Origin of the sequence: Pseudomonas sp. WMBT8 (genome assembly GCF_050916005.1) — a bacterium.
Taxonomy (GTDB): domain Bacteria; phylum Pseudomonadota; class Gammaproteobacteria; order Pseudomonadales; family Pseudomonadaceae; genus Aquipseudomonas.
This window is the reverse complement of the sequence record NZ_CP188096.1, coordinates 5,427,509-5,453,313: the sequence shown is the minus strand read 5'-3', so window position 1 is coordinate 5,453,313 and position 25,805 is coordinate 5,427,509. Positions and strand designations below refer to the sequence as shown.

38 protein-coding genes are annotated in these 25,805 nt (G+C 57.4%); 36 read left to right on the top strand and 2 right to left on the bottom strand.

Going from position 1 to position 25,805, the window contains the following annotated elements; genetic code table 11:
- Nucleotides 1-144 precede the first annotated feature (144 nt).
- From rpsJ to bfr, 30 genes are all read left to right on the top strand, one after another.
- Nucleotides 145-456, top strand: a complete 312-nt coding sequence (rpsJ, locus tag ACO77H_RS24915) for a 30S ribosomal protein S10 (RefSeq protein WP_003186070.1) — start codon at nt 145-147, stop codon at nt 454-456.
- 81 nt (nt 457-537) lie between these two features.
- The gene (rplC, locus tag ACO77H_RS24910; protein WP_003194649.1) at nt 538-1,173 is read left to right on the top strand and encodes a 50S ribosomal protein L3; all 636 of its coding nucleotides are present in this window, start codon (nt 538-540) and stop codon (nt 1,171-1,173) included.
- 12 nt (nt 1,174-1,185) lie between these two features.
- On the top strand, nt 1,186-1,788 hold the full coding sequence (gene rplD / locus ACO77H_RS24905; protein WP_057438746.1) for a 50S ribosomal protein L4: 603 nt from the start codon (nt 1,186-1,188) through the stop codon (nt 1,786-1,788).
- Nucleotides 1,785-2,084 carry a 50S ribosomal protein L23 gene (rplW, locus tag ACO77H_RS24900; RefSeq protein ID WP_002555488.1) on the top strand — a complete coding sequence of 100 codons (300 nt, stop codon included), beginning with the start codon at nt 1,785-1,787 and terminating at the stop codon, nt 2,082-2,084. Before rplD ends, rplW begins: the two co-directional genes overlap by 4 nt.
- 14 nt (nt 2,085-2,098) lie before the next feature.
- Nucleotides 2,099-2,923, top strand: a complete 825-nt coding sequence (rplB, locus tag ACO77H_RS24895; RefSeq protein ID WP_003176423.1) for a 50S ribosomal protein L2 — start codon at nt 2,099-2,101, stop codon at nt 2,921-2,923.
- Between the two features lie 16 nt (nt 2,924-2,939).
- Entirely contained in the window at nt 2,940-3,215 is a 276-nt protein-coding gene (rpsS, locus tag ACO77H_RS24890) for a 30S ribosomal protein S19 (RefSeq protein ID WP_002555486.1), read from the top strand.
- A gap of 11 nt (nt 3,216-3,226) precedes the next feature.
- Nucleotides 3,227-3,559: a 50S ribosomal protein L22 gene (gene rplV / locus ACO77H_RS24885; protein ID WP_003103908.1), complete on the top strand. Its 333-nt coding sequence runs from the start codon at nt 3,227-3,229 to the stop codon at nt 3,557-3,559.
- A gap of 13 nt (nt 3,560-3,572) precedes the next feature.
- On the top strand, nt 3,573-4,259 hold the full coding sequence (gene rpsC / locus ACO77H_RS24880) for a 30S ribosomal protein S3 (RefSeq protein WP_003176422.1): 687 nt from the start codon (nt 3,573-3,575) through the stop codon (nt 4,257-4,259).
- 12 nt (nt 4,260-4,271) lie between these two features.
- Nucleotides 4,272-4,685 (top strand): 50S ribosomal protein L16, encoded by a 414-nt coding sequence (rplP, locus tag ACO77H_RS24875; RefSeq protein WP_003232424.1) that lies wholly within the window; start codon nt 4,272-4,274, stop codon nt 4,683-4,685.
- Nucleotides 4,685-4,876: a 50S ribosomal protein L29 gene (gene rpmC, locus ACO77H_RS24870; RefSeq protein ID WP_002555481.1), complete on the top strand. Its 192-nt coding sequence runs from the start codon at nt 4,685-4,687 to the stop codon at nt 4,874-4,876. Before rplP ends, rpmC begins: the two co-directional genes overlap by 1 nt.
- 2 nt (nt 4,877-4,878) lie before the next feature.
- On the top strand, nt 4,879-5,145 hold the full coding sequence (rpsQ, locus tag ACO77H_RS24865; protein WP_003176419.1) for a 30S ribosomal protein S17: 267 nt from the start codon (nt 4,879-4,881) through the stop codon (nt 5,143-5,145).
- A 23-nt stretch (nt 5,146-5,168) separates the two neighbouring features.
- Nucleotides 5,169-5,537, top strand: coding sequence for a 50S ribosomal protein L14 (gene rplN, locus ACO77H_RS24860; RefSeq protein WP_002555479.1), 369 nt, complete (start codon nt 5,169-5,171; stop codon nt 5,535-5,537).
- Nucleotides 5,538-5,548: 11 nt separating this feature from the next.
- Nucleotides 5,549-5,863: a 50S ribosomal protein L24 gene (rplX, locus tag ACO77H_RS24855; RefSeq protein ID WP_029299388.1), complete on the top strand. Its 315-nt coding sequence runs from the start codon at nt 5,549-5,551 to the stop codon at nt 5,861-5,863.
- Between the two features lie 22 nt (nt 5,864-5,885).
- Nucleotides 5,886-6,425, top strand: coding sequence for a 50S ribosomal protein L5 (gene rplE / locus ACO77H_RS24850; RefSeq protein WP_003210069.1), 540 nt, complete (start codon nt 5,886-5,888; stop codon nt 6,423-6,425).
- A 13-nt stretch (nt 6,426-6,438) separates the two neighbouring features.
- Entirely contained in the window at nt 6,439-6,744 is a 306-nt protein-coding gene (gene rpsN / locus ACO77H_RS24845; RefSeq protein WP_003176414.1) for a 30S ribosomal protein S14, read from the top strand.
- A gap of 208 nt (nt 6,745-6,952) precedes the next feature.
- Entirely contained in the window at nt 6,953-7,345 is a 393-nt protein-coding gene (gene rpsH / locus ACO77H_RS24840; RefSeq protein ID WP_017848802.1) for a 30S ribosomal protein S8, read from the top strand.
- Nucleotides 7,346-7,357: 12 nt separating this feature from the next.
- The gene (gene rplF, locus ACO77H_RS24835; protein WP_003176412.1) at nt 7,358-7,891 is read left to right on the top strand and encodes a 50S ribosomal protein L6; all 534 of its coding nucleotides are present in this window, start codon (nt 7,358-7,360) and stop codon (nt 7,889-7,891) included.
- 10 nt (nt 7,892-7,901) lie between these two features.
- Complete coding sequence (gene rplR, locus ACO77H_RS24830) at nt 7,902-8,252, top strand: 50S ribosomal protein L18 (protein ID WP_003186037.1); 351 nt, start codon at nt 7,902-7,904, stop codon at nt 8,250-8,252.
- 3 nt (nt 8,253-8,255) lie between these two features.
- Nucleotides 8,256-8,756, top strand: coding sequence for a 30S ribosomal protein S5 (gene rpsE / locus ACO77H_RS24825; RefSeq protein ID WP_003186035.1), 501 nt, complete (start codon nt 8,256-8,258; stop codon nt 8,754-8,756).
- A gap of 2 nt (nt 8,757-8,758) precedes the next feature.
- Nucleotides 8,759-8,935: a 50S ribosomal protein L30 gene (gene rpmD / locus ACO77H_RS24820; RefSeq protein WP_003176408.1), complete on the top strand. Its 177-nt coding sequence runs from the start codon at nt 8,759-8,761 to the stop codon at nt 8,933-8,935.
- 3 nt (nt 8,936-8,938) lie between these two features.
- Nucleotides 8,939-9,376, top strand: a complete 438-nt coding sequence (gene rplO / locus ACO77H_RS24815; RefSeq protein ID WP_003176407.1) for a 50S ribosomal protein L15 — start codon at nt 8,939-8,941, stop codon at nt 9,374-9,376.
- Complete coding sequence (gene secY / locus ACO77H_RS24810; protein WP_053125863.1) at nt 9,377-10,705, top strand: preprotein translocase subunit SecY; 1,329 nt, start codon at nt 9,377-9,379, stop codon at nt 10,703-10,705.
- 28 nt (nt 10,706-10,733) lie between these two features.
- On the top strand, nt 10,734-10,850 hold the full coding sequence (gene rpmJ / locus ACO77H_RS24805) for a 50S ribosomal protein L36 (RefSeq protein WP_002555468.1): 117 nt from the start codon (nt 10,734-10,736) through the stop codon (nt 10,848-10,850).
- A 129-nt stretch (nt 10,851-10,979) separates the two neighbouring features.
- Nucleotides 10,980-11,336, top strand: coding sequence for a 30S ribosomal protein S13 (gene rpsM, locus ACO77H_RS24800; protein WP_024077676.1), 357 nt, complete (start codon nt 10,980-10,982; stop codon nt 11,334-11,336).
- A 30-nt stretch (nt 11,337-11,366) separates the two neighbouring features.
- A complete protein-coding gene (rpsK, locus tag ACO77H_RS24795) occupies nt 11,367-11,756 on the top strand; it encodes a 30S ribosomal protein S11 (RefSeq protein WP_002555466.1) in 390 nt (129 codons plus the stop codon).
- Between the two features lie 18 nt (nt 11,757-11,774).
- Nucleotides 11,775-12,395 carry a 30S ribosomal protein S4 gene (gene rpsD, locus ACO77H_RS24790; RefSeq protein ID WP_003210056.1) on the top strand — a complete coding sequence of 207 codons (621 nt, stop codon included), beginning with the start codon at nt 11,775-11,777 and terminating at the stop codon, nt 12,393-12,395.
- 22 nt (nt 12,396-12,417) lie between these two features.
- The gene (locus tag ACO77H_RS24785; protein WP_003176403.1) at nt 12,418-13,419 is read left to right on the top strand and encodes a DNA-directed RNA polymerase subunit alpha; all 1,002 of its coding nucleotides are present in this window, start codon (nt 12,418-12,420) and stop codon (nt 13,417-13,419) included.
- Between the two features lie 41 nt (nt 13,420-13,460).
- Nucleotides 13,461-13,847, top strand: coding sequence for a 50S ribosomal protein L17 (gene rplQ / locus ACO77H_RS24780; protein WP_007918448.1), 387 nt, complete (start codon nt 13,461-13,463; stop codon nt 13,845-13,847).
- A gap of 227 nt (nt 13,848-14,074) precedes the next feature.
- Nucleotides 14,075-15,523, top strand: coding sequence for a catalase (locus ACO77H_RS24775; protein ID WP_169951374.1), 1,449 nt, complete (start codon nt 14,075-14,077; stop codon nt 15,521-15,523).
- Nucleotides 15,524-15,678: 155 nt separating this feature from the next.
- A complete protein-coding gene (bfr, locus tag ACO77H_RS24770; protein WP_029299402.1) occupies nt 15,679-16,143 on the top strand; it encodes a bacterioferritin in 465 nt (154 codons plus the stop codon).
- Between the two features lie 68 nt (nt 16,144-16,211).
- On the opposite strand, the gene uvrA is transcribed toward bfr, so the two are convergent.
- Complete coding sequence (uvrA, locus tag ACO77H_RS24765) at nt 16,212-19,046, bottom strand: excinuclease ABC subunit UvrA (RefSeq protein ID WP_169951372.1); 2,835 nt, start codon at nt 19,044-19,046, stop codon at nt 16,212-16,214.
- A gap of 180 nt (nt 19,047-19,226) precedes the next feature.
- Here uvrA and ACO77H_RS24760 point away from each other — a divergent pair, with 180 nt between their 5' ends.
- The 3 genes from ACO77H_RS24760 to tam all read left to right on the top strand — a co-directional run bounded on the left by ACO77H_RS24760 (nt 19,227) and on the right by tam (nt 22,073).
- A complete protein-coding gene (locus tag ACO77H_RS24760) occupies nt 19,227-20,621 on the top strand; it encodes an MFS transporter (RefSeq protein ID WP_169951370.1) in 1,395 nt (464 codons plus the stop codon).
- A gap of 9 nt (nt 20,622-20,630) precedes the next feature.
- Nucleotides 20,631-21,146, top strand: coding sequence for a single-stranded DNA-binding protein (locus ACO77H_RS24755; RefSeq protein WP_017849542.1), 516 nt, complete (start codon nt 20,631-20,633; stop codon nt 21,144-21,146).
- Between the two features lie 165 nt (nt 21,147-21,311).
- Complete coding sequence (tam, locus tag ACO77H_RS24750; protein WP_170041634.1) at nt 21,312-22,073, top strand: trans-aconitate 2-methyltransferase; 762 nt, start codon at nt 21,312-21,314, stop codon at nt 22,071-22,073.
- On the opposite strand, the gene ACO77H_RS24745 is transcribed toward tam, so the two are convergent.
- Nucleotides 22,063-22,620: a cysteine hydrolase family protein gene (locus ACO77H_RS24745; protein ID WP_172312347.1), complete on the bottom strand. Its 558-nt coding sequence runs from the start codon at nt 22,618-22,620 to the stop codon at nt 22,063-22,065. The two genes, tam and ACO77H_RS24745, sit on opposite strands and share 11 nt — an antisense overlap.
- A 96-nt stretch (nt 22,621-22,716) precedes the next feature.
- Between ACO77H_RS24745 and ACO77H_RS24740 the strand changes: the two genes are divergently transcribed.
- The 3 genes from ACO77H_RS24740 (at nt 22,717) to ACO77H_RS24730 (ending at nt 25,803) form a co-directional block, all read left to right on the top strand.
- Nucleotides 22,717-23,700: a GlxA family transcriptional regulator gene (locus tag ACO77H_RS24740; protein ID WP_432754687.1), complete on the top strand. Its 984-nt coding sequence runs from the start codon at nt 22,717-22,719 to the stop codon at nt 23,698-23,700.
- Nucleotides 23,701-23,948: 248 nt separating this feature from the next.
- A complete protein-coding gene (locus ACO77H_RS24735) occupies nt 23,949-25,058 on the top strand; it encodes a DUF3182 family protein (protein ID WP_432754686.1) in 1,110 nt (369 codons plus the stop codon).
- A complete protein-coding gene (locus tag ACO77H_RS24730) occupies nt 25,048-25,803 on the top strand; it encodes an alpha/beta hydrolase family protein (protein WP_432754685.1) in 756 nt (251 codons plus the stop codon). Before ACO77H_RS24735 ends, ACO77H_RS24730 begins: the two co-directional genes overlap by 11 nt.
- The last annotated feature ends 2 nt before the right edge of the window (nt 25,804-25,805 follow it).

The following is a 25,805-nucleotide window of genomic DNA, read 5'->3' as shown; positions in this document are numbered from 1 at the left end:
GATAGCTTCGATGCTTTGAAAAGCCCCCGCTCAGCGGGGGCTTTTTTATTGGGTTGACACCTATCTGGGGCGTCTATAGAATTGCGCCTCCTTTTAACGGGCGCAGTGCGCTCGGTGGGAATAGCAGCCGGAGTCTGAAATCCAATGCAAAATCAGCAAATCCGTATCAGGTTGAAGGCTTTTGACCATCGCCTGATCGACCAATCCACCCAGGAAATCGTGGAAACCGCGAAACGTACTGGGGCACAAGTGCGTGGTCCTATTCCACTGCCTACCCGCAAAGAGCGGTTCACCGTTCTGGTCTCCCCGCACGTCAACAAAGACGCGCGTGACCAGTACGAGATCCGTACTCATAAGCGCGTTCTGGACATCGTCCAGCCAACGGATAAAACCGTTGATGCACTTATGAAGCTTGATCTGGCGGCCGGTGTGGAAGTACAGATCAGCCTCGGCTAAGACTCGGGTCTTAGTCGTGTAACGCTCTGAAATGGGCGGCCATAGCGGGTGAAAGCCCCGTACACTCATGAGGTTTACAACATGACTATTGGTGTAGTCGGTCGTAAATGCGGTATGACCCGTATTTTCACCGAAGAAGGTGTCTCCATTCCGGTCACGGTCATTGAGATCGAGCCGAATCGCGTCACCCAGTTCAAAACTGAAGAAACCGATGGCTATCGTGCAGTGCAAGTCACTGTCGGCGAGCGTCGTGCTTCGCGTGTGACTGCTGCTCAAGCAGGTCACTTCGCTAAAGCAAACGTTGCAGCTGGTCGTACTGTCATGGAGTTCCGTCTTGAAGATGGCGACTACCAGGCTGGCGATCTGATCAACGCTGAAATCTTCGCCGCTGGTCAACTGGTTGATGTAACCGGTCAGTCCAAGGGTAAAGGCTTCCAGGGTACGATCAAGCGTTGGAATTTCCGTGGCCAAGACAACACTCACGGTAACTCCGTTTCCCACCGCGTCCCGGGCTCTATTGGCCAGTGCCAGACTCCTGGTCGTGTATTCAAGGGCAAAAAAATGTCCGGTCATATGGGCGCTGAGCGCGTGACCGTGCAGTCCCTCGAAGTAGTGCGCGTCGACGCTGAACGCAATCTGTTGTTGGTCAAGGGTGCTGTTCCTGGCGCTACTGGCGGCAACCTGGTTGTACGTCCAGCGGCCAAGGCTCGCGGTTAAGGGGAAGCTGACATGCAATTAAATGTAAATGACGCTCAAGCGATCGAAGTTTCCGAACTGACATTTGGCGGCGAATTCAACGAGACGCTCGTTCACCAAGCAGTCGTGGCCTACATGGCCGGCGGCCGTCAAGGTAGCAAGCAGCAAAAGACCCGTTCCGACGTTCGTGGTGGCGGTAAGCGCCCTTGGCGTCAGAAAGGTACTGGCCGTGCTCGTGCCGGTACTATCCGTAGCCCAATCTGGCGTGGCGGCGGTACCACTTTCGCAGCTCGTCCGCAGGATCACTCTCAGAAGCTCAACAAGAAGATGTATCGCGCAGCACTGCGCTCCATCCTTGCTGAACTCGTGCGTACTGATCGTCTGGTCGTGGTTCAGGACTTCGCTGTTGAAGCGCCGAAAACCAAAGATCTGCTGAACAAGCTGAACGGCATGGGTCTGACTGATGTCCTGATCGTGTCCGAAGCTGTTGATCAGAACCTGTACCTGGCTGCTCGCAACCTGCCACACGTTGATGTACGTGACGTGCAAGGTTCCGATCCAGTTAGTCTGATCGCATACGACAAGGTGTTGATCACCGTGTCGGCCGTGAAGAAATTCGAGGAGCTGCTGGGATGAACCAGGAACGCGTATTTAAAGTTCTGCTTGGCCCGCACGTTTCCGAAAAGGCTACGGTTCTGGCTGACAAGAAAGGCCAGTTCGTTTTCAAGGTTGCAACTGACGCAACCAAGCTGGAAATCAAGAAGGCCGTCGAAAGCCTGTTCAGCGTGAAAGTAGAGCGTGTTACTACCCTGAATGTTCTGGGTAAGAGCAAGCGCACTGCTCGCGGTCTGGGCAAGCGTAATGACTGGAAGAAGGCAGTTATCTCCCTTCAGCCAGGCCAAGATCTCGATTTCAGCAGCAGTGCTGAGTAAGGAAGGGGTGCATCATGGCAATCGTTAAATGCAAACCGACTTCCCCTGGCCGCCGTTTTGTGGTCAAGGTGGTCAACCAGGAGCTGCATAAAGGCGCTCCTCACGCACCGCTGCTCGAGAAGAAATCGAAGACTGGTGGTCGTAACAACAATGGTCGTATTACCACTCGTCACATCGGTGGTGGCCATAAGCAGCATTATCGTCTGGTCGATTTCCGTCGCAACGACAAAGATGGCATCTCTGCCACTGTCGAGCGTATCGAATACGATCCGAACCGTACTGCTCACATCGCTCTGCTGCTGTACGCAGATGGCGAGCGTCGCTACATCATCGCGCCTAAAGGCGTGAGTGCTGGCGACCAGCTGATCGCAGGTGCCCTGGCACCGATCAAGCCGGGCAACGCTCTGCAACTGCGTAACATTCCAGTTGGTAGCACCGTACACGGCATCGAATTGAAGCCAGGTAAAGGCGCACAGATCGCTCGTTCCGCTGGTGCTTCGGCTCAGCTGATCGCTCGTGAAGGTGTCTACGTGACCCTGCGTCTGCGTTCTGGTGAGATGCGTAAAGTACTGGCTGAATGCCGTGCGACCCTGGGCGAAGTCTCGAACTCCGAGCACAGCCTGCGTTCGCTGGGTAAAGCTGGTGCCAAACGCTGGCGTGGCGTTCGCCCAACCGTTCGTGGTGTTGCCATGAACCCGGTTGACCACCCACACGGTGGTGGTGAAGGTCGTACCTCTGGTGGTCGTCATCCGGTATCGCCATGGGGCTTCCCGACTAAGGGCGCGAAGACTCGTGGTAATAAGCGTACCGACAAAATGATCGTCCGTCGTCGCAAGTAAATAGAGGGATACGACAGTGCCACGTTCTCTGAAAAAAGGTCCTTTTATTGATCTTCACCTACTGAAGAAGATCGAAGTGGCGGCGGAAAAGAACGATCGCAAACCAGTTAAGACCTGGTCGCGCCGTTCTATGATCCTGCCACAAATGGTCGGTTTGACCATCGCAGTACACAACGGTCGTCAGCACGTCCCAGTTCTCGTTAACGAAGACATGGTCGGCCACAAACTGGGCGAGTTTGCCGGTACCCGCACTTATCGTGGGCACGTGGCAGACAAGAAAGCCAAGCGTTAAGGGGTTAGGAAATGGAAGTAGCCGCTAAGTTGTCGGGCGCTCGAATCTCCGCCCAGAAAGCCCGCTTGGTCGCCGACCAGATCCGCGGGAAGAAGGTGGGCGAAGCGCTCAACTTGTTGGCTTTCAGCAGTAAGAAAGCCGCCGAGATCATGAAGAAAGTGCTGGAGTCGGCCGTAGCCAACGCCGAGCATAACGAAGGCGCAGACGTTGATGACCTGAAGGTCAGCACCGTTTTCGTCAACGAAGGGCGTTCGCTGAAGCGTATCATGCCGCGTGCCAAAGGCCGTGCTGATCGCATCGTCAAGCGGTCTTGCCATATCACTGTCAAGGTTGCTGACAAGTAACGGAGTCGAAGAGATGGGTCAGAAAGTACATCCCATTGGCATTCGCCTGGGAATCGTCAAGGAGCACACCTCCGTCTGGTACGCAGACGGTCGGACTTATGCGGACTATTTGTTCGCTGATCTGAAGGTGCGTGAGTATCTCCAAGACAAACTAAAAAGCGCGTCCGTAAGCCGTATCGATATCCATCGTCCGGCCCAAACTGCACGTATCACCATCCACACCGCTCGTCCAGGTATCGTTATCGGGAAGAAAGGTGAAGATGTTGAGAAACTGCGTCAGGACCTGACCAAGCAAATGGGTGTGCCTGTGCACATCAATATCGAAGAGATCCGCAAGCCGGAGCTCGACGGTATGCTGGTTGCGCAGAGCGTAGCTCAGCAGCTGGAGCGCCGCGTAATGTTCCGTCGTGCTATGAAGCGCGCTGTACAGAACGCCATGCGCATTGGTGCCAAGGGCATCAAAATCCAAGTGAGCGGTCGTCTCGGCGGTGCTGAAATCGCACGTACTGAATGGTATCGCGAAGGTCGTGTGCCGTTGCACACCCTGCGTGCCGACATCGACTATGCCAACTACGAAGCTCACACCACTTACGGTGTGATCGGTGTAAAGGTTTGGATCTTCAAGGGCGAAGTAATTGGTGGTCGCCAAGAAGAACTGAAACCACAAGCACCAGCGCCTCGTAAAAAAGCTGCTAAGTAAGGGGTACGCCAAATGTTGCAACCTAAGCGTACGAAGTTCCGCAAGCAGATGACAGGCCACAACCGTGGTCTGGCTCAGCGCGGTAGCAAAGTCAGCTTCGGCGAGTTCGCGCTGAAGTCTGTAGCTCGTGGTCGTCTCACCGCTCGTCAGATCGAGTCAGCGCGTCGTGCACTGACCCGTCACGTAAAACGTGGTGGCAAGATCTGGATCCGTGTATTCCCGGACAAGCCGATCTCCAAAAAACCTCTCGAGGTTCGGATGGGTAAAGGTAAGGGTAACGTGGAATACTGGGTAGCCCAGATTCAGCCAGGCAAAGTCCTGTATGAAATCGAGGGTGTAACTGAAGAGCTGGCGCGTGAGGCTTTTGCCCTGGCTGCTGCAAAGCTGCCGCTCGCCACCGCCTTTGTTAAACGGACGGTGATGTGATGAAAGCGAATGAACTTCGTGAAAAATCCGCACAGCAGCTGAACGAGCAACTGCTCGGCCTGCTGCGCGACCAGTTCAATCTGCGTATGCAGAAAGCAACTGGCCAGTTGGGGCAGTCTCATCTGCTCTCGCAAGTTAAGCGTGACATCGCTCGCGTGAAGACTGTGCTCAACCAGCAGGCAGGTAAGTGATCATGGCTGAAGCCGAAAAGACTGTCCGTACGCTGACTGGCCGTGTTGTCAGCGACAAGATGGACAAAACCATCACCGTTTTGATCGAGCGTCGCGTTAAGCACCCGATCTACGGTAAATATGTTAAGCGTTCGACTAAGCTGCACGCGCACGACGAAACCAATCAGTGCCACATCGGCGACAAAGTCACTATTCGTGAAACTCGTCCGCTGGCCAAGACCAAGTCTTGGGCACTGGTTGATGTTCTCGAACGCGCTGTGGAAGTCTAAGGACTAGGGGTCGGAGAAATTATATGATTCAGACTCAATCCATGCTCGATGTGGCCGATAACAGCGGCGCTCGCCGTGTTATGTGCATCAAGGTGCTGGGTGGCTCCCATCGTCGTTACGCTGGTATCGGTGACATCATCAAAGTTACCGTGAAGGAAGCAATTCCTCGCGGTAAAGTGAAAAAAGGCCAAGTGATGACTGCTGTTGTAGTCCGCACTCGTCACGGCGTACGTCGTGCTGATGGCTCCATTATCCGCTTTGATGGCAACGCTGCTGTTCTTCTGAACAACAAGCAAGAGCCGATCGGCACCCGTATCTTTGGGCCAGTGACCCGTGAACTTCGTACTGAGAAGTTCATGAAGATCGTCTCGCTCGCCCCAGAAGTGCTGTAAGGAGATCCGACATGCAAAAGATTCGTCGTGACGACGAGATCATCGTGATCGCCGGCAAAGACAAAGGTAAGCGCGGTAAGGTGCTGAAGGTTCTTGCTGATGACCGTCTGGTCATTGGTGGTCTGAACCTGGTCAAGCGTCATACCAAGCCAAACCCCGCGTCGGGCGTACAGGGCGGTATCGTCGAGAAAGAAGCGCCATTGCACGCTTCTAACGTCGCCATCTTCAACGGCGAAACCAACAAGGCTGATCGCGTTGGTTTCAAAGTAGAAGACGGTAAGAAAATTCGTGTCTTCAAGTCGACCCAAAAAGCGGTTGATGCTTGAACACTGCTAGGTAGATAAGACCATGGCACGACTAAAAGAGATTTACCGGAAGGAAATCGCTCCGAAGCTTAAGGAAGAACTTAAGCTTTCGAACGTGATGGAAGTTCCGCGCGTTACCAAAATCACCCTGAACATGGGTCTGGGCGAAGCGATCGGTGACAAAAAAGTCATCGAGCACGCTGTTGCTGACCTGGAAAAGATCACCGGTCAAAAAGTCGTTGTGACTTACGCTCGGAAATCCATCGCTGGCTTTAAAGTCCGTGAAGGTTGGCCGATCGGTGTCAAAGTGACTCTGCGCCGTGAGCGTATGTACGAGTTCCTGGATCGTCTGCTGTCGATCTCCCTGCCTCGGGTTCGCGACTTCCGCGGCCTGAATGCCAAGTCCTTCGATGGTCGTGGTAACTACAGCATGGGCGTTAAAGAGCAGATCATCTTCCCGGAAATCGACTACGACAAGATCGATGCTCTCCGCGGTCTGGACATCACCCTGACCACCACTGCCAAGAACGATGATGAAGGCCGCGCTCTGCTGCGTGCGTTCAAATTCCCGTTCCGCAACTGATTGGAGTAGGACCATGGCCAAGATGAGCATGAAAAACCGCGAGCTGAAGCGTCAGCTCACGGTTGCCAAGTACGCCAAGAAGCGTGCAGCACTGAAAGCTATCATCGTTGATCTGAACGCAAGTCCAGAAGCGCGTTGGGAAGCTACAGTAGCTCTGCAGAAGCAGCCACGTGACGCAAGCGCTTCGCGCATGCGTAACCGCTGCCGCCTGACCGGTCGTCCACACGGTGTTTACCGCAAGTTCGGCCTCGGCCGTAACAAACTGCGTGAAGCTGCAATGCGTGGTGACGTACCAGGTCTGGTTAAAGCCAGCTGGTAAGTACTTTCGAAGTCTCGGTGGCCAGGATCGCAAGATACTGACCGCCGGTGGCCTAGAATCTGGAACAAGCCCCTTTTGGGGCTTGTTTCATTTCCGGAGTGTGTCTAAAATACGCGGCTCGCCTGAGCCCGTGTGTTTTATGCCCGGAGATTCTCGGTGACATATGTAGCCGCAAGGCTAATTTTTTTGTATTAGGAGCGTCTAGCCCATGAGTATGCAGGACCCGTTAGCGGACATGCTAACTCGTATCCGTAATGCCCAGATGGCTGAAAAGTCCGTCGTAAGCATGCCATCTTCCACGTTGAAGGTAGCTGTTGCCAAAGTCCTGAAAGACGAAGGCTACATTGCGGGTTATCAGATCAGCAGCGAAATCAAGCCACTGCTGTCCATCGAGCTGAAGTACTTCGAAGGCCGTCCGGTCATCGAGGAAGTGAAGCGCGTTAGCCGTCCAGGCCTGCGTCAGTACAAGTCCGTTGAAGATCTGCCGAAAGTTCGTGGCGGTCTTGGCGTGTCTATCGTCTCCACCAACAAAGGTGTGATGACGGATCGTGCTGCGCGCGCTGCCGGTGTCGGCGGCGAAGTTCTTTGCACTGTGTTCTAAGGGGGGATAAGCATGTCTCGCGTCGCTAAGAACCCCGTTAAGCTGCCAGCCGGTGTCGAAGTAAAATTCGCAGGCCAACAGCTTTCGGTGAAGGGTGCCAAGGGTACTCTTGAACTGAACATCCATTCGTCCGTTGAGATCGTTGAAGAAGCTGGTGAGTTGCGTTTCGCTGCTCGCAATGGCGATCAACAAACTCGCGCAATGGCCGGTACCACGCGTGCGTTGGTAAACAACATGGTCCAAGGCGTAAGCCAAGGCTTCGAGCGTAAGCTCCAGCTGGTCGGTGTTGGTTACAAAGCGCAAGCAAAAGGCACGGTTTTGAACCTGGCCCTTGGCTTCTCGCACCCAGTGGATTACGAACTGCCGGAAGGCATCACCGCTGAAACTCCTAGCCAGACCGATATCCTGATCAAGGGCATCGATAAGCAGCTGGTAGGTCAAGTGGCTGCCGAGATCCGCGACTTCCGTCCACCAGAGCCGTACAAAGGCAAAGGTGTGCGCTACGCGGACGAAGTCGTCCGTCGTAAAGAAGCCAAGAAGAAGTAGGGCATAGCAAATGACCGACAAAAAAGTTACTCGACTGCGTCGCGCTCGCAAAGCACGCCTGAAAATGCACGAACTCGAAGTCGTGCGTCTCTGCGTGTTCCGCTCGTCGCAGCACATCTACGCCCAGGTCATCTCGGCCGACGGCAACAAAGTCCTGGCAAGCGCCTCGACTTTGGATAAAGAACTGCGTGATGGTGCCACTGGCAACATCGACGCGGCCACTAAGGTTGGCCAGCTGGTCGCTACGCGTGCTAAGGCCGCTGGCGTCTCGCAAGTGGCTTTCGACCGCTCTGGCTTCAAGTACCACGGCCGCGTTAAAGCGCTGGCTGATGCTGCTCGTGAAGCTGGGCTGGAGTTCTAAGTTATGTCAAATAACGACCAAAAGCGCGACGAAGGCTACATTGAGAAGCTGGTTCAAGTTAACCGCGTAGCCAAAACCGTTAAAGGCGGCCGTATCTTCACCTTCACCGCGTTGACCGTGGTTGGTGATGGTAAGGGCCGTGTTGGCTTCGGCCGTGGCAAGTCGCGTGAAGTGCCTGCTGCGATCCAGAAGGCAATGGAAGCTGCTCGTCGCAACATGATCCAAGTTGACCTGAACGGCACCACCCTGCAGTACGCAATGAAGTCCGCTCACGGCGCTTCGAAGGTGTACATGCAGCCTGCCTCTGAAGGTACCGGTATCATCGCTGGCGGCGCTATGCGTGCTGTCCTCGAGGTTGCTGGCGTTCAGAACGTTCTGGCCAAGTGCTACGGCTCGACTAACCCGGTAAACGTGGTTCACGCCACTTTCAAAGGTTTGAAAGCTATGCAATCTCCTGAATCCATTGCCGCCAAGCGTGGCAAAAGCGTCAAGGAGATCTTCTGATCATGGCTACCGTTAAAGTAACGCTGATCAAAAGCATGACCGGCCGCATCCCTAACCACAAATTGTGCGTTAAGGGTTTGGGTCTGCGTCGCATCGGTCACACTGTAGAAGTCCAGGATACTCCCGAGAATCGCGGGATGATCAACAAGGCTTACTACATGCTGCGTGTCGAGGGTTAATCGATGAAACTCAATGATCTGAGTCCAGCGCCGGGTTCCCGTCGCGAAAAGCATCGTCCGGGCCGTGGTATCGGTAGCGGTTTGGGTAAGACTGGTGGCCGTGGCCACAAAGGTCAAACCTCCCGCTCCGGTGGCACCATCGCTCCAGGCTTTGAAGGCGGTCAACAGCCGCTGCATCGTCGCCTGCCGAAGTTCGGTTTCGTTTCCCTGAAGGCCATGGACCGCGCAGAAGTGCGTCTGTCCGAGCTGGCTAAAGTGGAAGGCGACATCGTTACCGTGCAGACCCTGAAAGATGCCAACGTGATCAACGTCAACGTACAGCGTGTGAAAATCATGCTGTCCGGTGAAGTGACTCGCGCTGTCACTATCGGCAAGGGAATCGGCGCCACCAAAGGTGCGCGTTCGGCTATCGAAGCAGCTGGCGGCAAGTTCGAGGAATAAATGGCTAAGCAAGGTGCTCTCTCAGCGCTCGGCAAAGGCGGTATGTCTGAACTTTGGGCTCGTCTGCGTTTTCTGTTCCTGGCGATTATCGTCTACCGAATAGGCGCACACATCCCGGTTCCAGGTATCAACCCGGACCGACTCGCAGACCTGTTTCGACAGAATGAGGGGACCATTCTTAGCTTGTTCAACATGTTTTCCGGCGGCGCGCTGGAGCGGATGAGCATCTTTGCACTGGGGATCATGCCGTACATTTCGGCATCGATCATCATGCAGTTGATGAGCGCCGTCAGCCCGCAGCTGGAGCAGTTGAAGAAGGAAGGTGAAGCTGGTCGTCGCAAGATTAGCCAGTACACCCGCTACCTCACTGTCGTTCTTGCTCTTGTCCAGGCTATTGGCATGTCCATTGGTCTGGCGGGGCAGGGCGTAGCGTTCACTGGTGACTTTGGCTTCCATTTCGTTGCAGTAACCACATTTGTGGCTGGTGCGATGTTCATGATGTGGCTGGGTGAGCAGATTACTGAACGTGGTGTTGGCAACGGTATCTCGATGTTGATTTTCGCAGGTATCGTCGCCGGTCTTCCGAGGGCAATCGGGCAGTCTTTCGAGTCTGCACGTCAGGGTGATATCAATATCTTCGCCTTGGTTGCCATCGGTTTGCTGGCAGTAGCGATTATCGGTTTTGTGGTGTTCATTGAGCGTGGTCAGCGTCGTATCGCTGTTCACTACGCCAAGCGTCAGCAGGGCCGCAAGGTCTTCGCTGCGCAGACCAGCCACTTGCCGCTGAAAGTGAATATGGCCGGTGTTATTCCTGCTATCTTCGCGAGCAGCATTTTGCTGTTTCCGGCTTCGTTGGGTGCCTGGTTCGGTCAGTCTGAAGGTATGGGCTGGTTGCAGGACATCTCGCAGTCGATCGCTCCTGGTCAGCCGTTGAATATTCTGCTGTTTAGTGCAGGGATTATTTTCTTCTGCTTCTTCTATACGGCGTTGATGTTCAATCCGAAAGACGTAGCGGAAAACCTGAAGAAGTCCGGTGCCTTTATTCCGGGTATTCGTCCAGGCGAGCAGTCGGCGCGCTACATTGATGGCGTTCTGACCCGCTTGACCCTGTTCGGTGCTCTATATATGACGGCCGTGTGCTTGTTGCCCCAGTTCCTGGTGGTTGCAGCAAACGTTCCGTTCTACCTTGGCGGGACCTCGTTGCTGATCGTGGTCGTGGTTGTGATGGACTTCATGTCCCAAGTACAATCGCACCTCGTTTCGCACCAGTACGAATCCCTGATGAAGAAAGCCAACCTGAAGGGCTACGGCAGCGGCATGTTGCGCTGAGTACCCCATAAGGTTCGAGGAGTTGGTGATGAAAGTTCGTGCATCGGTGAAAAAGCTGTGCCGTAACTGCAAGATTATTCGCCGCGAAGGTGTTGTTCGAGTAATTTGCAGCGCGGAACCGCGTCACAAACAGCGCCAAGGCTGAGTGTGATCCGCTTGAAGCCCGGCAGCTAGTGCGCTGCCGGGTTGATTATTTGTTATTACAGCGATATTATCTCGCGCCCTATTTCTTGGCTTCCGGGGCGTAGGTAGCTGTCAATTGGAGTCCCACTGAATGGCCCGTATTGCAGGCGTTAACATTCCAGATAACAAGCACACTGTTATCTCGCTGACCTACATCTATGGTGTTGGTCGCACTACTGCGCAGAAAATTTGCGCAGTTGCTGGGGTAAACCCAGCCGCTAAGATCAAGGATCTGAGCGACGAGCAGATTGAATTGCTGCGTGGCGAAGTGGCGAAGTTCACCACTGAAGGTGACCTGCGTCGCGAAATCAACATGAAAATCAAGCGTTTGATGGACCTCGGTTGCTATCGCGGTCTGCGTCATCGTCGTGGTCTTCCAGTACGCGGTCAGCGTACCAAGACTAACGCGCGTACCCGTAAAGGTCCGCGTAAGCCGATCCGCAAGTAATCGCCCCAGCGAATCGACAGGAAAATTATCATGGCAAAACCTGCTGCTCGTCCTCGTAAAAAAGTTAAAAAGACAGTGGTTGATGGCATCGCCCACATCCATGCATCTTTTAACAACACCATCGTGACCATCACCGACCGTCAAGGTAACGCGCTTTCTTGGGCTACCTCTGGTGGTTCGGGTTTCCGCGGTTCCCGCAAGTCCACCCCGTTTGCTGCTCAAGTAGCTGCTGAACGTGCTGGTCAAGCTGCGCTGGAATATGGCCTGAAAAACCTCGACGTTAACGTTAAGGGTCCAGGTCCAGGTCGTGAGTCTGCTGTCCGTGCTTTGAACGGCTGTGGCTATAAGATCGCCAGCATCACCGACGTGACGCCAATCCCGCACAACGGGTGCCGTCCGCCGAAGAAGCGCCGCGTGTAATCCAGGAGATTGTAAAGAATGGCTCGTTACATTGGTCCAAAATGCAAACTCGCTCGTCGCGAAGGCACCGATCTCTTTCTGAAGAGCGGCGTGCGCGCGATCGAATCGAAGTGCAACATTGAAGCAGCACCTGGTATCCACGGCCAACGCCGCGGTCGCCAGTCCGACTACGGCACCCAACTGCGTGAAAAGCAGAAGGTCCGTCGTATCTACGGCGTTCTCGAGCGTCAGTTCAGCGGCTACTACAAAGAAGCTGCTGGCAAGAAAGGTGCAACCGGTGAAAACCTGCTGCAACTGCTCGAATGCCGTCTGGACAACGTTGTATACCGTATGGGCTTTGGTTCGACTCGTGCCGAATCCCGTCAGCTGGTATCGCACAAATCCGTTAGCGTAAACGGCCAAACCGTTAACGTCCCGTCCTACCAGGTTCGTGCTGGTGACGTGGTCGCGATTCGCGAGAAAGCAAAAAACCAACTTCGCATTGTCCAAGCTCTCGATCTGTGTGCCCAACGTGGCCGCGTAGAATGGGTAGAAGTAGACACTGAGAAGAAGTCGGGCGTTTTCAAGAACGTTCCTGCTCGCAGTGATCTGTCCGCCGACATCAACGAAAGCCTGATTGTCGAGCTCTACTCCAAGTAAGGGCTAGAAAATAGGTGCATCCATGCAGATTTCGGTAAATGAGTTCCTGACACCCCGCCACATTGATGTGCAGGTTGTCAGTCCAACCCGCGCCAAGATCACTCTCGAGCCTCTCGAGCGTGGTTTTGGCCACACCCTGGGCAACGCGCTGCGCCGCATCCTGTTGTCCTCAATGCCCGGCTGTGCAGTAGTCGAGGCCGAGATTGACGGTGTGCTCCACGAGTACAGCGCCATCGAAGGTGTACAGGAAGACGTAATTGAAATCCTGTTGAACCTTAAAGGTCTGGCTATCAAGCTGCACGGCCGTGACGAAGTTACGCTGACCTTGTCGAAGAAGGGTTCGGGGGTGGTTACCGCTGCCGATATTCAGCTGGATCATGATGTCGAGATCGTTAATCCCGATCACGTAATCGCTAACCTGGCGTCTAACGGCGCCCTGAACATGAAGCTCACCGTAGCTCGTGGTCGTGGTTATGAACCGGCCGACTCGCGTCAGAGCGATGAAGACGAAAGCCGCAGCATTGGTCGCTTGCAGCTTGACTCTTCGTTCAGCCCGGTTCGCCGTATCGCATACGTGGTGGAAAACGCCCGTGTCGAGCAGCGTACTAACCTGGACAAGCTGGTTATTGATCTGGAAACCAACGGTACTCTGGATCCTGAAGAGGCTATTCGCCGCGCTGCAACCATCCTGCAACAGCAGTTGGCTGCGTTCGTCGACCTCAAGGGTGACAGCGAACCAGTGGTAATCGAGCAGGAAGACGAGATCGATCCGATCCTGCTTCGCCCGGTTGACGATCTGGAACTGACTGTACGTTCGGCTAACTGCCTTAAGGCGGAAAACATTTACTACATCGGTGACCTGATTCAGCGTACCGAAGTAGAACTGTTGAAGACTCCGAACCTGGGCAAGAAATCCTTGACTGAAATCAAGGACGTTCTGGCCTCCCGCGGTCTGTCCCTCGGCATGCGCCTCGACAACTGGCCGCCTGCAAGTCTTAAGAAGGACGACAAGGCGACTGCCTGATCGTCGTAATCACCGAACGTGAGTTTGGTAAGGAATGAACCATGCGTCATCGTAAAAGTGGTCGTCACCTGAGCCGTACCAGCTCGCACCGCAAGGCCATGTTTCAAAACATGGCGGTGTCGCTGTTCGAGCACGAGCTGATTAAAACTACACTGCCGAAAGCCAAAGAACTGCGTCGCGTTGCTGAGCCGCTGATCACTTTGGCCAAGACAGACAGCCTGGCTAACCGCCGTCTGGCTTTCGACCGTACTCGCTCGAAAGCTATCGTTGGTAAGCTCTTCAACGACCTGGGCAAGCGCTACGCTACCCGTGAGGGTGGCTACCTGCGCATCCTCAAGTGCGGTTTCCGCACTGGCGACAACGCGCCTATGGCGTACGTCGAGTTGGTTGATCGTGCTACTGCTGGCGAAGCTGTATCCGCCGAGTAAGACGACAGTCTGCTACGAAAAACCGGGCCTAGTGCCCGGTTTTTTGTGGGCGATAGAAAAGTTCATGACGGGTATTGATTGAGTTGTGGCTATGCGAGCCAAGTCATCGTTAGTAATTAACTATCGATAAGCATGATTTAATAAATTTGATGGTGTCATCTTCCTGGTCAATACTCCCTCCAAGCCGATTAGCCGGCAGTTCCAAGACTGACCTGAGGAGATTGAGCATGAGCCAGAATAAAACCCTTACAACCGCCAGCGGTGCTCCCGTTGCCGATAACCAGAATTCACGTTCCGCAGGTCCGCGTGGCCCGCTGCTGCTCGACGACTTTCATCTGATCGAGAAGCTTGCCCATTTCAACCGCGAAAACATCCCAGAGCGTCGTGTACACGCCAAAGGCTCGGGAGCCTATGGCACGTTCACGGTCACCAAGGACATCACCCAGTACACTAGCGCCAAGCTGTTTGACGCTGTTGGCAAGCAGACGCCAACCTTCCTGCGTTTCTCGACAGTGGGTGGCGAGCGCGGCTCCGCAGATACCGAGCGCGACCCACGTGGCTTCGCATTGAAGTTCTACACCGAAGAAGGCAACTGGGACATCGTTGGCAACAATACTCCGGTATTCTTTATCCGTGACCCGCTGAAATTCCCCGATTTCATCCACACCCAAAAGCGTCTGCCGCAAAGCAACCTGAAAAGTGCGCAGATGATGTGGGACTTCTGGTCGCATTCGCCTGAGGCGCTCCACCAGGTCACCATCCTGTTCTCGGACAGGGGTATCCCGGACGGCTACCGCCACATGCATGGCTTTGGTAGCCACACCTACAGCTTGATCAACGCCAATGGCGAGCGTCACTGGGTGAAATGGCACTACAAGACCAAGCAAGGCATCAAGAACCTGGCGCCTGCCGATGCTGCGCGCCTGGCCGGTACCGATCCGGATTATGCTCAGCGCGATCTGTTTGGGGCCATCGAGCGCGGCGACTTCCCGAAATGGCGCGTGTGTATCCAGATCATGACTGAGGCCCAGGCCAACGCGCACTACGAGAATCCCTTCGACGTGACCAAAACCTGGTCTCAGAAAGAATTCCCGTTGATTGAGGTGGGCGAGCTGGAGTTGAACCGCAATCCGCAGAACTACTTCGCCGAGGTGGAGCAAGCCGCGTTCGGTCCAAGCAACATGGTGCCAGGTGTCGGTTTGTCGCCAGATCGCATGCTGCAGGGGCGTGTCTTTGCTTACGCCGATGCGCATCGCTACCGTATCGGGACCAACCATCAGCACCTGCCGGTGAATGCTCCACGCAGTCCCGTCAATACTTACCAGCGTGACGGTTCCATGGCGTTCGGCAGCAACGGTGGCGCGGCCCCGAACTACGAGCCAAACAGCTACGCCGATGCCCCCAAACAGGCGCCGCAGTACGCAGAACCTGCCCTGGCTCTGAGTGGTGCAGCTGATCGCTACGATCACCGCGAAGACACGGATTACTACAGCCACGCCGGTGCGCTGTTCCGCCTGATGAATGCTGAGCAAAAGGCGCTGTTGATCAACAACATCGCGGGCGCGATGGCGGGTGTTTCCAGCGATGTGGTTCAGCGTCAGTTGCAGCACTTTTTCAAGGCCGATCCGGCGTATGGAGAAGGGATCGCAACTGCACTGGGTGTATCGCTTAACTAACTCTAAGTGATAAGCAGAACCGCCCTCATTTGGGCGGTTTTTGCGTTATTTCAGCTACTTTTCTCCGAAAAACATCACTTTTATGCCGTTCATCCCGTGACCTGCGGGTCCGCTTGGTTCAAACTACAGTCTTTCAAGTAGGGAGATGTAGGGCGATGCAAGGTCACCCCGACGTAATCGATTACCTCAACACGTTGCTGACGGGCGAACTGGCAGCTCGTGACCAATATTTCATTCACTCGCGTATGTACGAAGACTGGGGCTTTACCGAGCTCTACGAGCGTATCAATCACGAAATGGAAGAAGAGGCACAGCACGCCGACGCGCTGATGCGCCGTATCCTGATGCTCGAAGGCACGCCGCGTATGCGTCCTGACGACCTGGATACCGGTACCACTGTGCCTGAGATGCTCGCCAGCGACTTGCGCCTGGAATACAAGGTTCGTGCAGCACTGTGCAAAGGCATTGAGCTTTGCGAGAAGCACAATGACTACGTGACCCGGGAAATCCTGCGCGTACAGTTGAACGATACTGAGGAAGATCACACCTACTGGCTGGAAAAGCAGCTGGGTCTGATCAAATTGATCGGCCTGGAAAATTACCTGCAATCGCAGTTCTGATTCCGCCGGCAATAAAAAAGCCCCTGTCACCGCTACGGTGACAGGGGCTTTTTGTTGGGCCTGAAGAGTCAGGCCCGGTCGCGCGCCAGCAACGGCTTCAGATAGTAGCCCGTGTGGGATTGCGGCATCTCGGAGACCTGCTCCGGCGTACCCACCGCAATAATCTGCCCACCCTTGGAGCCGCCTTCCGGCCCCAGGTCCACCAGCCAGTCGGCCGTCTTGATCACATCCAGGTTGTGTTCGATCACCACCACGGTGTTGCCGTGGTCGCGCAGGCGATGCAGCACGTCGAGCAATTGCTGGATATCCGCGAAGTGCAGGCCGGTGGTCGGTTCATCGAGGATATACAGGGTCTTGCCGGTATCGCGCTTGGACAGCTCGCGAGACAGCTTCACCCGCTGCGCCTCGCCACCGGACAGCGTGGTCGCCGACTGCCCCAGCTTGATATACGACAAGCCCACGTCCATCAGGGTCTGGAGCTTGCGCGCCAAGGCCGGCACCGCGTCAAAGAACACCCGAGCTTCCTCGATAGTCATCTCAAGGGTTTCGTGGATGTTCTTGCCCTTGTACTTGATCTCCAGGGTTTCGCGGTTGTAGCGCTTGCTCTTGCACACATCGCACGGAACGTAGATGTCCGGCAAAAAGTGCATCTCGACCTTGATCAGGCCGTCGCCCTGGCAAGCTTCGCATCGCCCACCCTTGACGTTGAAGGAAAACCTCCCAGGCCCATAACCACGGGAGCGGGACTCCGGCACACCGGCGAACAGTTCGCGTATCGGCGTGAACAGCCCGGTATAGGTCGCCGGGTTGGAGCGGGGAGTGCGACCAATCGGGCTCTGGTCGATATCCACTACTTTATCCAGCAGCTCCAGGCCCTTGATGCTGTCATGGGCGGCTGCTTCCAGGGTGGTGGCACCGTTCAATGCCGTGGCGCTGAGGGGGAAGAGGGTGTTGTTGATCAGGGTCGACTTGCCTGAACCGGATACACCGGTCACGCATGTCAGCAGGCCCAGGGGGATTTCCAGGTCGACATTGCGCAGGTTGTTGCCGCGCGCGCCCTTGAGGTGCAGCGCCTGTTTTTTGTTGCGTGGCGTACGCTTGGCGGGCACTTCGATTTTTACCCGGCCAGACAGGTACTTGCCGGTCAGGGAGTCCGGGTGGGCCATGACTTCGGCCGGGGTGCCCTGGGCAACAATATGCCCGCCATGCACGCCCGCACCGGGACCGATATCGACCACGTAGTCCGCCAGGCGAATGGCGTCCTCATCGTGTTCGACCACAATCACCGTGTTGCCGATGTCGCGCAGGTGCTTGAGCGTGCCCAGCAAGCGATCATTGTCGCGCTGGTGCAGGCCGATGGACGGCTCGTCGAGGATGTACAGCACGCCCACCAGGCCGGCGCCGATCTGGCTGGCCAGGCGAATGCGCTGGGCCTCGCCGCCGGACAGGGTGTCGGCACTGCGATCCAGGGACAGATAGTCCAGGCCCACGTTGACCAGAAACTGCAGGCGCTCGCGGATTTCCTTGAGGATCTTGTCGGCAATCTCGCCACGTCGCCCGGTCAGCTTCAGTACGGCGAAGTATTCGCAGGCATCACCGATCGGCAGGTTGGTCACCGCCGGCAGGGTCTTCTCGCCGACCCACACGTGGCGGGCCTCGCGACGTAAGCGGGTGCCGCGGCAATCCGGGCAGGGCTGGGTGCTGAGGAACTTGGCCAGTTCCTCCCGCACGCTGGCCGACTCGGTTTCCCGATAGCGGCGCTCCAGGTTGGGCACGATGCCTTCGAACGGGTGGGAGCGCTTGACGATGTCGCCACGGTCGTTCAGGTACTTGAAGTCGACGTTCTGCGAGCCGCTGCCATGGAGGATGACTTTCTGTTGCTCGGCCGGCAGTTCGTTGAATGGCACTTCCAGGCTGAATTTATAGTGGGCAGCCAATGACCCGAGCATCTGGAAGTAATACACATTGCGCCGGTCCCAGCCACGTATCGCGCCTTCCGCCAGTGTCAGGTCACCATTGACCAGGCGCTTGATGTCGAAGAACTGCTTGACCCCCAACCCATCACAGGTCGGGCAGGCGCCGGCCGGGTTGTTGAAGGAGAACAGCTTGGGCTCCAGCTCGCTGATGGCATGGCCGCAGATCGGGCAGGCGAAGCGCGCGGAGAAGATGATTTCTTCGCCTGGCTCGTCGTCCATCGGCGCCACCAGGGCGATACCATCCGCCAGTTTCAGCGCGGTCTCGAACGACTCCGCCAGACGTTGCTGCAGATCGGCGCGCACCTTGAAACGGTCGACCACCACATCGATGGTGTGCTTCTTCTGTTTATCCAGCTTTGGTGCTTCATCCAGCTCATAGAGCTTGCCGTTGATCCGGGCGCGGACAAAACCCTGGGCGCGCAGCTCTTCGAACACCGACAGGTGCTCGCCCTTGCGCTCGCGAATTACCGGGGCCAACAGCATCAGCTTGGCGCCTTCCGGCTGGGCCAGCACCAGGTCGACCATCTGGCTGACGGTCTGCGCTTCCAGAGGGATGTCGTGGTCAGGGCAGCGCGGAATACCGACGCGTGCGTACAGCAGGCGCAGGTAATCGTAGATTTCGGTGATGGTGCCCACGGTGGAGCGCGGGTTGTGGGAGGTCGATTTCTGTTCGATGGAAATGGCTGGCGACAGGCCTTCAATGGTGTCGACATCAGGCTTTTCCATCATCGACAGGAACTGCCGGGCGTAGGCCGACAGCGACTCCACATAGCGACGCTGGCCTTCGGCATACAGCGTATCGAACGCCAGCGACGACTTGCCGGACCCGGACAAGCCGGTGATGACAATCAGTTTGTCCCGGGGCAGGGTCAGGTCGATGTTCTTCAGGTTGTGGGTTCTAGCCCCACGAATCAGGATCTTGTCCAAGATGGCCTCGCACGGCGGGCGTATAAATAATGCAGGAGTATACGGCTAAAGACTGGATGAATATACACTGTCAATTTGCCCATTTCAGCCTTACATGAAAGCTGCGCGGCAAAGCGCCGCATATACCCTCTCAATCGATGGGACTGGTAGAATCGCCGCCGGTTCACACGAGGTTTTTCCATGCACGATCCCCACAGCGAACGCATGAGTAGCGGCGAGACCCGAGCAGCAAGCGGTCTGGCCCTGGTGTTCGCCTTCCGTATGCTGGGCATGTTCATGGTGTTGCCGGTACTGGCGACCTATGGCATGGACCTCGCTGGCGCGACCCCGGCCCTGATCGGCCTGGCGATTGGCGCCTATGGCCTGACCCAGGCGATTTTCCAGATTCCGTTCGGGATCATTTCCGACCGCATTGGCCGCCGGCCGGTGATCTACCTGGGGTTGATCGTCTTCGCCCTGGGCAGCGTGCTGGCGGCCAATGCCGATTCGATCTGGGGCGTGATCGCCGGACGCATCCTGCAAGGCGCAGGGGCGATTTCCGCGGCGGTGATGGCGCTGCTGTCGGACCTGACCCGTGAACAGCATCGCACCAAGGCCATGGCCATGATCGGCATGACCATCGGTCTTTCGTTTGCCGTTGCGATGGTGGTTGGCCCGCTGTTGACTCGCGCGTTCGGTTTGCACGGCCTGTTCCTGGCCACCGGCGGCATGGCGCTGTTCGGCATCCTGATCGTGGCCTTTATGGTGCCGCGCTCCACCGGACCGCTGCAGCACCGTGAGTCGGGCGTGGCCAAACAGGCGCTGCTGCCGACGCTCAAGCACCCCGACCTGCTGCGCCTGGATTTAGGTATCTTCGTATTGCACGCCATGCTGATGTGCAGCTTCGTCGCCTTGCCCCTGGCGCTGGTGGAAAAGGCCGGGTTGCCCAAGGAGCAGCATTGGTGGGTCTACCTGACCGCGTTGCTGATTTCGTTCTTCGCCATGATCCCGTTCATCATCTACGGCGAGAAGAAACGCAAAATGAAACGAGTTTTGCTCGGCGCCGTCGCGACATTGATGCTCACTGAACTATTCTTCTGGCAGTTCGGCGACAGCCTACGGGCGCTGGTAATCGGCACGGTGGTGTTTTTCACCGCGTTCAACCTGCTGGAGGCGTCACTGCCTTCGCTGATCAGTAAAGTTTCACCGGCGGGCGGCAAGGGCACGGCGATGGGGGTGTATTCCACCAGCCAATTCCTCGGTTCGGCGCTGGGCGGCATCATGGGCGGCTGGATGTTCCAGCATGGCGGTTTGTCGGTTGTGTTCCTCGGATGCGCCGGGCTGGCTGCACTTTGGCTGGTCTTTGCTGTTACCATGCGCGAACCTCCCTACGTCACAAGCCTGCGTTTGCCGCTATCGCCCGAGGCGATCCGTGAAAGCGGTCTGGTAGAGCGCCTGAAGGCCGTCGTAGGGGTAACAGATGCAGTCGTGGTCGCTGAAGAGGCGGCCATTTACATCAAATTGGACACCGAACTATTGGATCGCGCGACGCTCGAGCAACTGGTAAATCCAGTGCCGACAGCGCGCCCAGCCTAGGAGAACGTTATGGCCCGTGGGGTTAACAAAGTCATATTGGTCGGTACATGCGGCCAGGATCCCGAAGTTCGCTACTTGCCTAACGGTAACGCCGTGACCAACCTGAGTCTGGCGACCAGCGAACAGTGGACTGACAAGCAGACTGGCCAGAAGGTCGAGAAAACCGAATGGCACCGTGTGTCGATGTTCGGCAAGGTCGCAGAGATCGCCGGTGAATACCTGCGCAAGGGTTCGCAGGTCTACATCGAAGGCAAACTGCAGACCCGCGAGTGGGAAAAAGACGGCATCAAGCGTTACACCACTGAAATCGTGGTCGACATGCAAGGCACCATGCAACTGCTGGGCGGCCGTCCACAGGGCGACCAACAGGGCCAGGGTGGCATGTCCAACTCGGCGCCGCGTCCACAGCAGTCCCGTCCGCAGCCAAGCCAGCAGCCACAGCGTGAGTCGCGTCCAGCGCCACAGCAGGCGGCACCGCAGCCAGCGGCTGACTTCGATAGCTTTGATGATGATATTCCGTTCTAAGGCCACCTCGGCACGGACTATCCAGTAACACCAGGAACCCCCGCTGGCATTTGCCTCGGGGGTTTCTTGTTTTTGAGTGGGAAAAGTCCCGAGCCCTGGCATTTGTCCCTGGGCGCCACAAGACTTAGGCTGTAGCGCATTCCCTTACCCAAGAAGGAAGCCCCGATGACCTGGTCTGCCAAGCAGTATTCGATGTTTGAACAACAGCGCACCCGTCCCGTCCAGGACCTGGTCGCCGCCATCCCCGCGGGCGATGTGCGAACGGCGGTCGACCTGGGTTGTGGCCCGGGCAATTCCACCGAGGTGTTGGCCGGACGTTTCCCCCAGGCGACCATTACCGGCTTGGACAGCTCGCAGGACATGCTGGTTAGTGCCCGCGAGCGGTTGCCGGCACTTAACTTTGAATTGGCCGATATCGGCGCCTGGAAGCCTGCGCAACAGTTCGATGTGATCCTCGCCAACGCCTCACTGCAATGGGTGCCGGACCACGCCAGCCTTTATCCGCACCTGGTGGCGCAATTGACAGCGGGCGGGACGCTGGCGGTGCAAACCCCGGATAACCTCAACGAGCCGGCTCACCGCCTGGCCCGTGAGGTGGCAGCGCAAGGCCCTTGGGCGGGCAAGATCGGCGCGGTCAAACATGAAGCGCGTCACCCGGCGAGTTACTACTACGAGTTGTTGAGCAAACACTGCAGCACCGTGGATGTATGGCACACCACCTATTACCACCCGCTCACCGGTCATGAGGCGGTGGTGGAGTGGTTCAAGGGCACGGGCTTGCGGCCATTCCTGGCGCCGCTGGATGAGGCCGCGAAAGGCGCCTTCCTCGACGCCTACCTGGCGCGCATCCGCGAGGCTTACCCGGCCCTGGCCGATGGCACAGTGTTGCTACCGTTTCCACGGCTGTTCATTATCGCTACGCGCTGACAGTCTTCAGGAACTCATCCGCCGACACCACGCTGGCATAGGCAAATGCCAGCGATGCCATGTAGGCATCATGTACCTGGGCGGCGGCAATGGTCTTGCCATTGAATTCCAGGTCGCGCGTGGCACAGGCGTCATGGATCACCGTCACGTTGTAGCCGTAGTCCGCTGCTGCCCGAACCACTGCGTCAATGCACATGTGGCTCATGCTGCCGACCACCACCAGGTCGGTGATGCTGTGTTGTTCCAGCACCTCGCGCAGGTTGGTTTGGCGAAACGCATTTACAAAATGCTTGAGCACCACCGGCTCGTCGTTTTCGTTCTGCACCTTGGCATGTATATGTGCGCCTTCGGAGCCTGGGGTGAAGAAGGGCGCATCCTCGGAGGTGAACTCATGGCGCACGTGGATCACCGCGTCGCCGGCCTGGCGAAATGCCTGGAGCACCTGTTGCGCCTTGTCGGCCGCCGCTTCCACGCCGGTCAATGGCCACTTGCCCTGGGGGAAGTAGTCGTTCTGGATATCGATTAGGATAAGTGCTTGCTTGGCCATGTGTATGTTCTCGTGATGGGTTGATGCGCCCAGTATCGTGACTGGCGCGTGGCACGGGGATTGGCCGTACCGACAATAACAGGGGGAAAACTGACAATGGCTCTGGAACGCTCGATCGTCGAGCTCGGCGTGCTGATTTATCGCGGTGCGCAGATGGCCGCAGTACATGGCTTGACCGACTTGTTTGGCGTCGCCAATCGCATTGCCGCCGAGCATCAGAGCCAGCAGTTGCCCTTGTTACGTGTCAGCCACTGGCAGGTCAATGACGATGGTACCCCTGTTCGAGGTTTCGACAGCCTGCCCGGCCCCGATCAACCCCCGATGGCCGTGCTGGTGCCGCCGTCGATTGGCGAGTTTTGCGAAGAGCAGGCGCCGCCCGCGCTGCTGCACTGGCTGCGCGAGCAGCATGCGGCCGGCACCGTGCTGGGGGGCGTATGCATCGGTTCGATCATGCTGGCGCGCAGTGGTTTGCTCGATGGGCGCAGCGCCACCACCCACTGGTCTTCGGCCAACACCTTCGCCAGCCGGTTTCCTGCGGTGCGCCTGGAGGCCGACAAACCCATAGTGGACGACGGCGACTTGATCACCACCGCCGGGCTGATGGCCTGGTCCGAACTGGGCCTGCGCCTGGTCGACCGTCTCATGGGTCCCAGCATCGCCGCCGACACCGCGCGCTTTCTGGTGATTGAGCACAGCGACAGCGCCAGCCAGTGCGGCAGCAATTTTGCACCGATCCTCAGCCATGGTGACGGAGCGATCCTCAAGGTCCAGCACGCGTTGCAGGCCAGTGGTGCGGTGGATGTCTCGCTTGCGGCGATGGCCCAGGCGGCCGGCCTGGAAGAGCGCACCTTCCTGCGCCGTTTTCGCAATGCCACCGGCTTGAAACCCACCCAATACTGCCAGCACCTGCGGGTCGGCAAGGCGCGGCAGATGCTGGAGTTCACCAATACCACCATTGATCAGATTGCCTGGACCGTGGGTTATCAAGACCCGAGCGCCTTTCGCGCGATCTTCAAGAAAATCACCGGCCTTGCGCCCAGCGATTACCGCAACCGATTTGGCGTGAAGGCCCCTGCTTGATTGCCGGACACGCCACCCCACCAGTGTGGGCGCGAGCAAGCCCGCCGCCACATTTTTGATCGCCTGCGCGCCCTGGATCGCGCAGAACGCCGGCCGCTCCATCGCCCTTCGTGCAAAATGAAGCAGGCCAAATGCCACTGCTCTTCCCCTAACCGCTTGATCCACCAACCCTTTGCCTGAGTCGCGCCTTGGCCTGATCCCTGCAACCTTTGCGCTACACACCCGCAAGCCTTGCCCAAGGGGGACGCATGACCCCGACCAACCGCAAAAAGATCGTGGTGGCGCACTCGGTCCGGCCCGATGCCCCGCTCCATGAAGTGGAAAGCAACCGCGCCCTCGCTCGCTGGCTGGCGCAGATCCTCGGGCTCGACTACGGCGGCAGCTACAGCCCCGAGCTGCATGCCCATACCGACCTGTACCTGCTGCCTACCCAGACCCTGGTCGGGCCGGCCCAGGCACTCAGCCTGGGGGTGAAGGGGCCGGAGGATTTGTGGGGCGGTTATGTAGACCACGATTTCATCTGCACCAAGGCCATCACCCATGGCTTGCACGACACGGCTGCCCTGGCGCCCGAGGGTTGGTCGCCGCTGTTTGCCGAGCGGGTGCGCGCCGTGGTGCTCGACGGCTGGAGTGTGTTTGGCGTGGAAGATGCCCGCGCTGCCGCCATCCAGTTGCTGGCGCTCGGGCCGATTCGCCTGAAGCCGGTACATGCTTGCGCCGGTCGTGGTCAGGAGGTGGTCGACAACCTCGAGCAATTGCATGCAATCCTCGCCCGTGCCGATGCAGCGCAGCTGTTCGACCAAGGCGTGGTGCTGGAGCAAGACCTGCAGGACGTAGTGACCCACAGTGTCGGCCAGAGCTTTATCGGCGGGCATGTATTCAGTTACTGCGGCGAGCAGTACCTGACCCAGGACGGGCAGGGCGAGGCGGTCTACGGCGGCTCCGACCTGCTGGTGGTGCCGGGTTATTACGAAGCATTGCTGGCCCTGGCGCTCAACGAGGACGTGCGCCTGGCCATTGAGCAGGCACAAGTCTTCGATAACGCCGCCGATGAGGCCTATCCTGGTTTCTATGCCTCGCGGCGCAATTACGACATCGCCCAGGGCCTGGACAGCCAAGGCCAGCGCCGCAGCGGGGTGCTCGAGCAATCCTGGCGCATGGGCGGTGCCAGCAGCGCGGAGGTGGCGGCATTGCAGAGTTTTATCAACGACCCCGGCCTGCGTGCGATTCGCGTCTCGTCCGTAGAGACCTATATCGAGCAGTCCTTGCCCGCCAATGCCATCGAGATTTATCGCGGCCCGGCAGAAAACAGCGACTTTCTTCTCAAGTACGTAACGGTCAAATCCTATGACGGCTAGAAGCGAAACCATCACCATTGATATCGACGACGAACAGATGAGCGCCACCTTCCTCAGTCCCAAGTCAAAAGTGCCAGGGGTGTTGTTTGTGCATGGCTGGGGCGGTAGCCAGGAGCGTGACCTGGAACGGGCCAAGGGCATCGCCGGCCTTGGCTGTGTGTGCCTGACCTTTGACCTGCGCGGGCATGCTGGCAACGGCATTCCCTTGTCGCGGGTCACCCGGGACGACAACCTGCGGGACTTGCTGGCGGCCTATGATCGACTGCTGGCGCACCCGGCCATCGATACCTCGGCGGTGGCGGTGGTGGGCACCAGTTATGGTGGCTACCTGGCGGCGATCCTCACCTCATTGCGCCCGGTGCGCTGGCTCGCACTGCGGGTGCCGGCGCTGTATCGCGACCAGCAATGGCACACCCCCAAGCGCGACCTGGATAAAGCCGACCTGATGGATTACCGCAGCACCCTGGTGCAGGCCGAGACCAATCGCGCGCTGCACGCCTGCGCCGCATTTACCGGGGATGTGCTGATTGTCGAATCACAAACGGATGACCATGTACCCCACGCCACCATCATGAGCTACCGGGCTGCGTGCCAGCAGACCCATTCGCTGACGCACCGGATCATCGACGGTGGCGATCATTCATTGAGCGACCCGGTATCCCAGCAGGCCTACACCTCGATCCTGGTGGGCTGGATCACCGAGATGGTGGTGGGCGAGCGGTTGAGCATCATCCAATCCCAATGATG